The 8,135-nt window shown below is 66.2% G+C and carries 8 protein-coding genes and 1 pseudogene; 2 read left to right on the top strand and 7 right to left on the bottom strand.

Annotated elements, in window-relative coordinates:
* The 7 genes and pseudogenes from NH448_RS22760 to NH448_RS22730 all read right to left on the bottom strand — a co-directional run.
* Positions 1-200: pseudogene (locus tag NH448_RS22760) on the bottom strand (iron transporter); the annotation flags it as partial.
* Entirely contained in the window at positions 197-607 is a 411-nt protein-coding gene (locus NH448_RS22755; RefSeq protein WP_253029525.1) for a biopolymer transporter ExbD, read from the bottom strand. The gene NH448_RS22755 and the pseudogene NH448_RS22760, both read right to left, overlap by 4 nt.
* Positions 600-1,139, bottom strand: a complete 540-nt coding sequence (locus NH448_RS22750; protein WP_045993418.1) for a MotA/TolQ/ExbB proton channel family protein — start codon at positions 1,137-1,139, stop codon at positions 600-602. The genes NH448_RS22755 and NH448_RS22750 overlap by 8 nt, the downstream gene beginning before the upstream one ends.
* Complete coding sequence (locus NH448_RS22745; protein ID WP_253029524.1) at positions 1,117-2,583, bottom strand: MotA/TolQ/ExbB proton channel family protein; 1,467 nt, start codon at positions 2,581-2,583, stop codon at positions 1,117-1,119. Before NH448_RS22745 ends, NH448_RS22750 begins: the two co-directional genes overlap by 23 nt.
* The gene (locus tag NH448_RS22740) at positions 2,583-3,443 is read right to left on the bottom strand and encodes a DUF3450 domain-containing protein (RefSeq protein ID WP_253029523.1); all 861 of its coding nucleotides are present in this window, start codon (positions 3,441-3,443) and stop codon (positions 2,583-2,585) included. The genes NH448_RS22745 and NH448_RS22740 overlap by 1 nt, the downstream gene beginning before the upstream one ends.
* A 306-nt stretch (positions 3,444-3,749) precedes the next feature.
* Entirely contained in the window at positions 3,750-4,676 is a 927-nt protein-coding gene (locus NH448_RS22735; protein ID WP_045993417.1) for an FAD-binding protein, read from the bottom strand.
* Positions 4,673-5,425 (bottom strand): electron transfer flavoprotein subunit beta/FixA family protein, encoded by a 753-nt coding sequence (locus tag NH448_RS22730; RefSeq protein ID WP_045993416.1) that lies wholly within the window; start codon positions 5,423-5,425, stop codon positions 4,673-4,675. The genes NH448_RS22735 and NH448_RS22730 overlap by 4 nt, the downstream gene beginning before the upstream one ends.
* Before the next feature lie 379 nt (positions 5,426-5,804).
* Between NH448_RS22730 and NH448_RS22725 the strand changes: the two genes are divergently transcribed.
* On the top strand, positions 5,805-7,472 hold the full coding sequence (locus NH448_RS22725; RefSeq protein WP_253029522.1) for an electron transfer flavoprotein-ubiquinone oxidoreductase: 1,668 nt from the start codon (positions 5,805-5,807) through the stop codon (positions 7,470-7,472).
* A 313-nt stretch (positions 7,473-7,785) separates the two neighbouring features.
* Positions 7,786-8,135, top strand: a 350-nt coding sequence (locus tag NH448_RS22720) for a cation:dicarboxylase symporter family transporter (protein WP_253029521.1), incomplete at its 3' end; no start/stop codon positions are given.

The raw sequence follows: 8,135 nt of genomic DNA, 5'->3' as shown, positions 1-8,135 counted from the left end.
GGAGGTGGCGGCGCCGATGCCGAAGCAGCGGAGGCCTCCGCCGGGGCCTCGGCCTGGGGCGCCACCTCCTCGGCCAGGCTCAGGGTAATTTCCTCGCGCAGCTCAGGCTCGGCCTCCGGTGGCACTACCAGCAGCGCCAGCAGGGCGAACAGTACCAGGGTCAGCAGGCTACCCGCCGCCAGAGAGACCACTCGCCTCATGCGTCGGAGCTCCTTTCGGCGGCGACGGCAACCTTGTCGACACCGGCGTCGCGCAGCCGGTCCATGGTCTCGATCAGCACCCCGGTGGCAGCGTTGCGATCGGCCTGGATCACCACCGAGCCATCATCGGAAAGCATGCCGGCGACGGTGGTGCCGACGCGATGGATGTCCACCGGCTCACCGTCCACCCACAAGGCGCCTTCCGGTGTGATCGCCACCAGCACCTGGACGTCGGGACGGGAAGAGGCGGCGCTGGACTCGGGGCGCTCGATCTCCACCCCGCTCTCCTTGATGAAGCTGGTGGTCACGATGAAGAAGATCAGCATGATGAAGACCACGTCCAGCATCGGGGTCAGGTTGACCTCGCTGGCCTCTTCGGCGCCGGCGGACAGTCGACGTCTACGCATGTGCATCCTCCGCGGCGCGGGCAAGGCGGTCGTGCAGCCGCTGATCCTCGCGCCGAATGATATGTTCAAGCCGTGTAATGAACAGAAGCCCCACCACCGACACCGCCATCCCGGTCAGGGTCGGCAAGGTGGCCCGGGCAACGCCGTCGGCCATGGCGCGGGCCTGGTTGCTGTCGGCCATGGACAGGCTGTCGAATACCGTGATCATGCCGGTCACGGTGCCGAGCAGTCCGAGCAGCGGGCAGATCACCACCAGGAGCTTCAACCAGGGCAAGGGGCCACGCAGGCGCCTGATCAGCTCCGTTACCCAGACCTCGCGCAGGGTGCGGGCACTCCAGCTCTGGTGGTCGGGCCGCTCGACCCAGCGGCGCATCAGTTCGGCCCGGGCCGGGCGATAGTGGAAGCGAAAGAACCACCAGCGCTCGAGCCCAACCGAGAACAGCAGCATGGCCACCACGGCGATCACCACCAGCACCGGCCCGCCGGCGTCGATCAGCCGGACGAGGGGATCAAGCCAGGGGTGCATCGGCATGGCGCCTGCTTCCTTGCTTAGCGTCGGTGGCCGGTTGCAGCGCCTTGCGATCGGCTTCCAGACGGTCGGCCAGCACCGCGCTGGCGCGGCCTTCCATGGTGCCGATCAGGGCGCGCGAGCGTGACGACATGGCGGTATGGGCGAACAGCAGCGGTACCGCGGTGATCAGGCCCAGCACCGTGGTCACCAGCGCCTGACTGATACCGCCGGCCATCAACTGGGGGTCGCCGGTGCCGAACACCGTGATCGACTGGAAGGTCACGATCATGCCGGTCACCGTGCCCAGCAGGCCCAGCAGCGGCGCCACCGCGGCGAGCATCTTGACCAGTGCCTGGCCGCGCTCGAGACGTGGCTGCTCGGCCAGCATCGACTCGTCCAGACGTGCCTCCAGGGCTTCGGGAGCATGGCCTGCACCAAAGGCGTGGAAGCGCTGAAGCACCCGGCCCAGGGGGTTGTCATTGGACAGCTCATCCATGTTGGCGAGCTGGCGACGGGTGGTCATGCTGACCCGCAGCAGGTACAGATACTGGCCAAGGGCGATCAACAGGCCCAGGGCGCCCAGGGCGACCACCACATAGCCGACCGCACCGCCCTGATGGAAACGCTCGAGCAGCGTGGGCTGGCGCGACAGCGCCTCGATCACCCGTCCGTCAACGGGATCCACCGGCAGCAGCTGGCCATCGCCTGACTGATAAGCGTCGAGCACAGCGCCGACGCGCTCCGGGGTGTGCTCGAGGGCGGAGAGCCGCCCTTCTTCGCCGACCCGCTCGAGCAACTGGCCACCGCCAAAGGCCATCAGGTCACCCACACGGGTCACCTGACGTGGGGCGACCTCACCGCTGCCTGCGGCCACCGGCGCCTCGAATCGACTTACCCGTCCGGTCTCGGCGGTCAGCCCCATCAGGCTGTCGGCCAGGGTCTCGATCTGGGCGACGGTCAGGATGGCGTCGTCGTCCAGCCGCGGCGGCAAATCGACGTCGGCGCCCAGGGTCAGCAGGCTCTGGCCGAGATCGTCTCTCAGTTCACCACTGGTGCCGGCCACCGCGCTGAACACCGCGTTGAGGTCGCCGCCCTCGGCGTCACGCTGGGCACCGATGTCGTCCAGCGCCTGACGCGCCTCGGCCATCTCGGACTCCAGCCGCTCGCGTTCTTCCCGGGCGGCGTCACGACGGGCCTCGGCCTCCTCGAGCGCGGCGGACAGCGCGTCACTGTCCTCCACCAGCTCGGCCAACCTCGCCTGATCACGCGCCTCGGCGGCCTCTCGCTCCAGCTTGAAGCTCGACAGTACGCTGTCGCTATCGCTGTCCTGCTGGGCCATGGCGGCAGGCGCAGCGGCGGCCAGCAGCGCGGTCACGGCGGCACCCAGCACCAGCCTGCGGGCGAGGCCCTTGCCCATCGAGTTGTGCCGGTTCAGCGACACCGGGAAATCCGTCAAAGACACCATCAGGAACGCTCCTCGATCGGTTGGGTCAGCGGCAGCGTCAGCAGTTCCGGTGCACGCTGGTCACGCACGATCTGCAGGCCCTTCTCCACCTGGTCGCGCTCGGCAGCGGACAGCGACTGCCAATCTCCGTCGTTCCATACGCCACCGTTCTGGCCATCCGGGGTCAGGTAGTACCAGCCCACGCGTCCCAGACGCAGGAAGTCGACCTCGCGGGTCTGATCGCCCTTTTCCAGGGTGCCGCGCCAGGCATCGAGATCGCGCCCATAGTCGAGCTCGGCGCGCCAGGCCGCCAGCACCCGCTCGAGCTTCTCGGCGGTGGTAAGCTCAGGGTTGGCCAGGGAGGCCTCGAGCGACGCCACCCGGGCCTTGCGCTCGCCATGGAGGAATGGCACGTCCTGATCGACCCAGGCGTCGAGGCGCCGGGTCATGTCGTTCAACAGGCCCGGCAGGGCGTCGCGGGTCTCGGCCATGGTCGCCATGCCCTGACTGCGCTGCTCGAGGGTCGCCTTGAGCTGCTCGAGCTGGGGGGCCAGCGCCTGGTTGTAGGACTGAAGCCGCTGGGCCTCCTGCTCGGCCTGGCGCAGCGCCTCGATACGCTGACGCACCTCGTCGTCGGCCTGGTCGATCCGCGCCTGCAGCTCGGCCTGGGTGGTCTGGGCCGCCAGGGCCTCGTCGCCGAGATTGTCCGCCGTGTTCTGAGCCTGGGCTACGCCGCTGTGCCCCAGCGCCAACGCCAGCGACAGCGCACAGGAGACGCCCAGCAGGCTGTTCCTTGCCGCTGCGCCAGCCGTCACCACATCGCTGGGGCTAGCCTGTGACGGCCCGGCGAAGGGCCGCCCGTTGATCTGCTTGTTCGCCATTCCAAGGCCTCCGACCTGCTCTCGCGCCGCCTTGGGGCGCCGCGTCAAATGCCACGACAGTACCCGAAACACGAATTGTTATCAATGCGAGCAAGGTGCCTCTACCCCGAGTTCATCGCTGTCAACACCTCCCGGGCAAGGGCATCGACGCCCCTGTCCGACAGCGGATCGGCACGCCTGGCGAGGGGTTGGCGGCCATGCACATCGATGCCAGACACCCACCAATAAAAACGCCGTGGCGTTGGCCGCCACGGCGTTTGTCAGCGTTGCCGGCCTTGCCGGCACAGCCATTTCTACATCTTGCACTCAGAGCTTGCTGTCGAGTTCCGGAATGGCCTCGAACAGATCGGCCACCAGGCCATAGTCGGCGACCTGGAAGATCGGCGCCTCCTCGTCCTTGTTGATGGCGACGATGACCTTGGAGTCCTTCATCCCGGCCAGGTGCTGGATGGCACCGGAGATGCCCACGGCGATGTACAGGTCCGGCGCCACGATCTTGCCGGTCTGGCCGACCTGCATGTCGTTGGGCACGAAGCCGGCATCCACCGCCGCACGGGACGCACCGATGGCGGCGCCCAGCTTGTCGGCGATGTTGTCGAGGATCTTGAAGTTCTCGCCGCTGCCCATGCCGCGACCACCGGAGATGACCACACGGGCAGCCCCCAGCTCGGGACGATCGCTCTTGGCCAGCTCTTCACCGACGAAGCTCGACAGGCTGTTGTCGATGCTTGCCTCGACCGGTTCGATGGCAGCGGAGCCACCCTGGCCGACGGCGTCGAAGGCGGTGGAACGCACGGTGATGACCTTGAGCGCGTCCTCGCTCTGGACGGTGGCGATGGCGTTGCCGGCGTAGATCGGACGCTTGAAGGTGTCGGCGCTCTCCACCGCGATGATCTCGGAGATCTGGGCCACATCCTTCAGTGCCGCCAGGCGCGGCAGCACGTTCTTGCCGGTGGTGGAGGCGGCCGCCAGCACATGGCTGTAGTCGTCGGCCAGGGCCACCAGCAGGTCGGCGGTGGGCTCGGCCAGCAGGTGAGCGAAGGTCTCGCTGTCGGCGACACGCACCTTGCTGACACCATCCAGCTTGGCGGCGGCCTCGGCCACGGCGGCCACGTCCTGACCGGCGACCAGCACGTCGATATCACCACCGATAGCCTGGGCGGCGGCCACCACGTGGGCGGTGGCGTCGGCCAGCTGGCCGTCGTGGTGTTCTGCCAGAACCAGAATGCTCATGAAATCACCTTCGCTTCATTCTTCAGTTTGTCCACCAGCTCGTCCACCGAGCCCACCTTGACGCCACCCTGGCGCTCGGCCGGCGGCTCGACCTTGACCAGCTTGAGACGGCTGGCTACCTCGACGCCCAGATCGGCCGGGGTCATCACGTCCATCGGCTTCTTCTTGGCCTTCATGATGTCCGGCAGCTTGGCGTAGCGCGGCTCGTTCAGGCGCAGGTCGGTAGTGACCACCGCCGGCAGCTTCAGCGACACCGTCTGCAGTCCGCCATCGATCTCGCGGATGACCTTGAGGGTCTCGCCTTCGACTTCCACCTCGGAGGCGAAGGTGCCCTGGGCCATGCCGGTCAGCGCGGCCAGCATCTGGCCGGTCTGGTTGTTGTCGGAGTCGATCGCCTGCTTGCCGAGGATGACCAGCTGCGGCGCTTCCTTCTCGACCACCTTGGCCAGTGCCTTGGCCGCGCCCAGCGATTCAACGCGCTCGTCGCTCTCGACGTGGATGGCGCGATCGGCCCCCAGCGCCAGGGCCGTGCGCAGCTGTTCCTGCGCCGCCTTCGGCCCCACGGTCACCGCCACCACCTCGGTCGCCACGCCCTTCTCCTTCAAGCGCACCGCCTCTTCCACGGCGATTTCGCAGAAGGGATTCATGGCCATCTTGACGTTGGTCAAGTCAACGTCGCTGCCATCCGGCTTGACCCGGATCTTGACGTTGTAGTCGATGACGCGTTTGACCGCGACGAGTACTTTCATGTTGTCCTCGCTTGGTTCATCTGGGGAACCTTGAATGTAAGGAAGGAACCATCAACACGTTGGCGGTGACGGGCACCGCATCGATTTACGCATCGCGTGTCCCGAGAGGACACCACGATTGAGAACTTTTCGCTATGCCCTTATGCGTTTCATGCAAGCGTTTGATAGGGGCTCGGTGCGTACCTTCAATGTGCCACAGGCCGGGCCTTGGCAACAATCCCCGCATGCCGAGTCGACCATTGGGGAGGGTCGACCATCGTAAGGATGACCCGACGACGCTATTATGCCTATCATGGGACACACCGTGAAGCAAACGACCGTTTAAAATCTGTACGACGTTGGTGGCACCCCGACGTCACGCCGAGGAGGAAAGCACCCGATGGCAGAACAAGTAGAACGCGACACCATGGAGTTCGACGTGGTCATCGTCGGCGCCGGTCCGTCTGGACTGGCCGCCGCCTGCCGACTGATGCAGCAGGCCAACGAGGCCGAGCAGGAGCTGACCGTCTGCGTGGTCGAGAAGGGCTCCGAGGTGGGCGCCCATATTCTGTCCGGAGCGGTGCTCGAGCCCCGCGCGCTGTTCGAGCTGTTCCCCGACTGGGAGGAGCGCGGCGCCCCGCTGACCACCCCGGCGGTGCGTGACGAGCTGTACCTGCTCAAGGACGCCGAGAAGGCCCAGAAGCTGCCCAACGCGCTAGTGCCCAAGAGCATGCACAACACCGGTGGCGACATCACCCGCTATGTGATCAGCGCCGGCAACCTTTGCCGCTGGCTGGCCGAACAGGCAGAGTCGCTGGGCGTCGAGATATTCCCGGGCTTCGCCGCCCAGGACGCCATCGTCGAGGACGGCGTGGTACGCGGCATCCTGACCGGCGACATGGGCGTGGCCGCCGACGGCAGCGAGAAAGGCGGCTACGCGCCGGGCATGGAGCTTCGTGCGAAATACACCCTGTTCGCCGAGGGCGCCCGTGGCCACATCGGCAAGCGCCTGATCCGCGAATTTCGCCTGGACGAGGGCAAGGATCCCCAGCACTACGGCATCGGTCTCAAGGAATTGTGGGACGTACCGGCGGAACAGCACGAGCCAGGGCTGGTGCTGCACGGCTCCGGCTGGCCGCTGGACAAGAACACCCACGGCGGCTGGTTTCTCTACCACGCCGAGAACCAGCAGGTGGTGGTCGGCCTGATCATGGACCTGGCCTACCAGAACCCCTACCTGTCGCCGTTCGACGAGTTCCAGCGGATGAAGCACCACCCGGTGCTCAAGCGCTACCTGGAAGGCGGCAAGCGGGTGGCCTACGGGGCCCGTGCCATCGCCAAGGGCGGCCTCAACTGCCTGCCGAAGATGACCTTCCCCGGCGGGCTGCTGATCGGCTGTGACGCCGGCACCCTCAACTTCGCCAAGATCAAGGGCATCCACACCGCCATGAAGTCCGGTCTGGTGGCGGCAGAAAGCGTGTTCGAGTCGCTCAAGGACGGCAACGAGGGCGGCGACGAACTCAAGGCGTTCGAGACCAGGTGGCAGGACAGCTGGGCCTACAAGGAGCTCGAGCAGACCGCCAGCTTCGGTCCCGCGATCCACAAGTACGGCACCGTGGGCGGTGGCGCCTACAACTTCCTCGATCAGTTGCTCGGCGGCAAGCTACCCAGGGTCCATGACACCACTGCGGACCATGCGGCGCTCAAGCCCGCCAGCGAGTTCGAGAAGATCGACTACCCCAAGCCCGACGGCAAGCTGTCCTTCGACAAGCCCTCCTCGGTGTTCCTGTCCAACACCAATCACGAGGAAGACCAGCCCTGCCACCTCAAGCTCGAGGATTCGGAAATTCCGATCCACAAGAACCTGCCGGAGTACGCCGAGCCCGCTCAGCGCTACTGCCCCGCCGGGGTCTACGAAGTGGTCGAGGGTGACGATGGCCAGCCGCGTTTCCAGATCAACTTCCAGAACTGCGTCCACTGCAAGACCTGCGACATCAAGGACCCCGCCCAGAACATCACCTGGGTCGCCCCGGAAGGCGGCGGTGGTCCCAACTATCCCAATATGTGATCGCGGGCGGGCCGCGTCGCTGCCGAACGCGGCCCAACCATGACCCAGGGCGTTGACACGCCCGTTAGCCAACACCCTCAGCGGACGGGCCCAGCCCCGTCCGTTTTTTTATTGCATGGCATACACTTAACGTCATAACAAATCGGTCTATTGGGCTTCTTGCCAAGACATCGCCGAGCCCTAATAGTGTGCCCCCTTATCGATCGCCCCCCCCCCTGCCACACACCCGCCTTGTCATCGGCCTATCCGGCCGAGCTCCAGGCCAGGGACAGCGACAGGGCAGCCGTGATCGAGGCCGCTACAGGGAGATACCATGGCCCACACCCGTCAAATACTGCTGGCCCTGATCCTCGGGATCCTGGCCGGCGGCGCCGTCAATCTGTTCCTGCCCCAGTGGGCGGGCGTCCTGGATACACAACTGCTGACCCCACTGGGTCAGGTATTTCTGCGCCTTCTGCAGTTTATTGTGGTGCCTCTGGTGTTCTGCGCTCTGGTACTGAGCTTTACCCAGGTCGATCGCAGCGAAAGCGTCGGGCGCTACGCCGGCAAGCTGCTGATGCTCTATGTGCTGACCAGCGCGGTGGCCCTGGCCATCGGCATGGGCATGGCCGCCTGGCTGACCCCGGGCCTCGGCGTGGACAGCGCTCAGGCCGCCGGCGTCGA

This window comes from Halomonas sp. OfavH-34-E, assembly GCF_024124525.1.
GTDB lineage: Bacteria > Pseudomonadota > Gammaproteobacteria > Pseudomonadales > Halomonadaceae > Halomonas > Halomonas litopenaei.
Note: the sequence above shows the minus strand (reverse complement) of the source record. Positions and strands in the feature narration are given on the sequence as shown.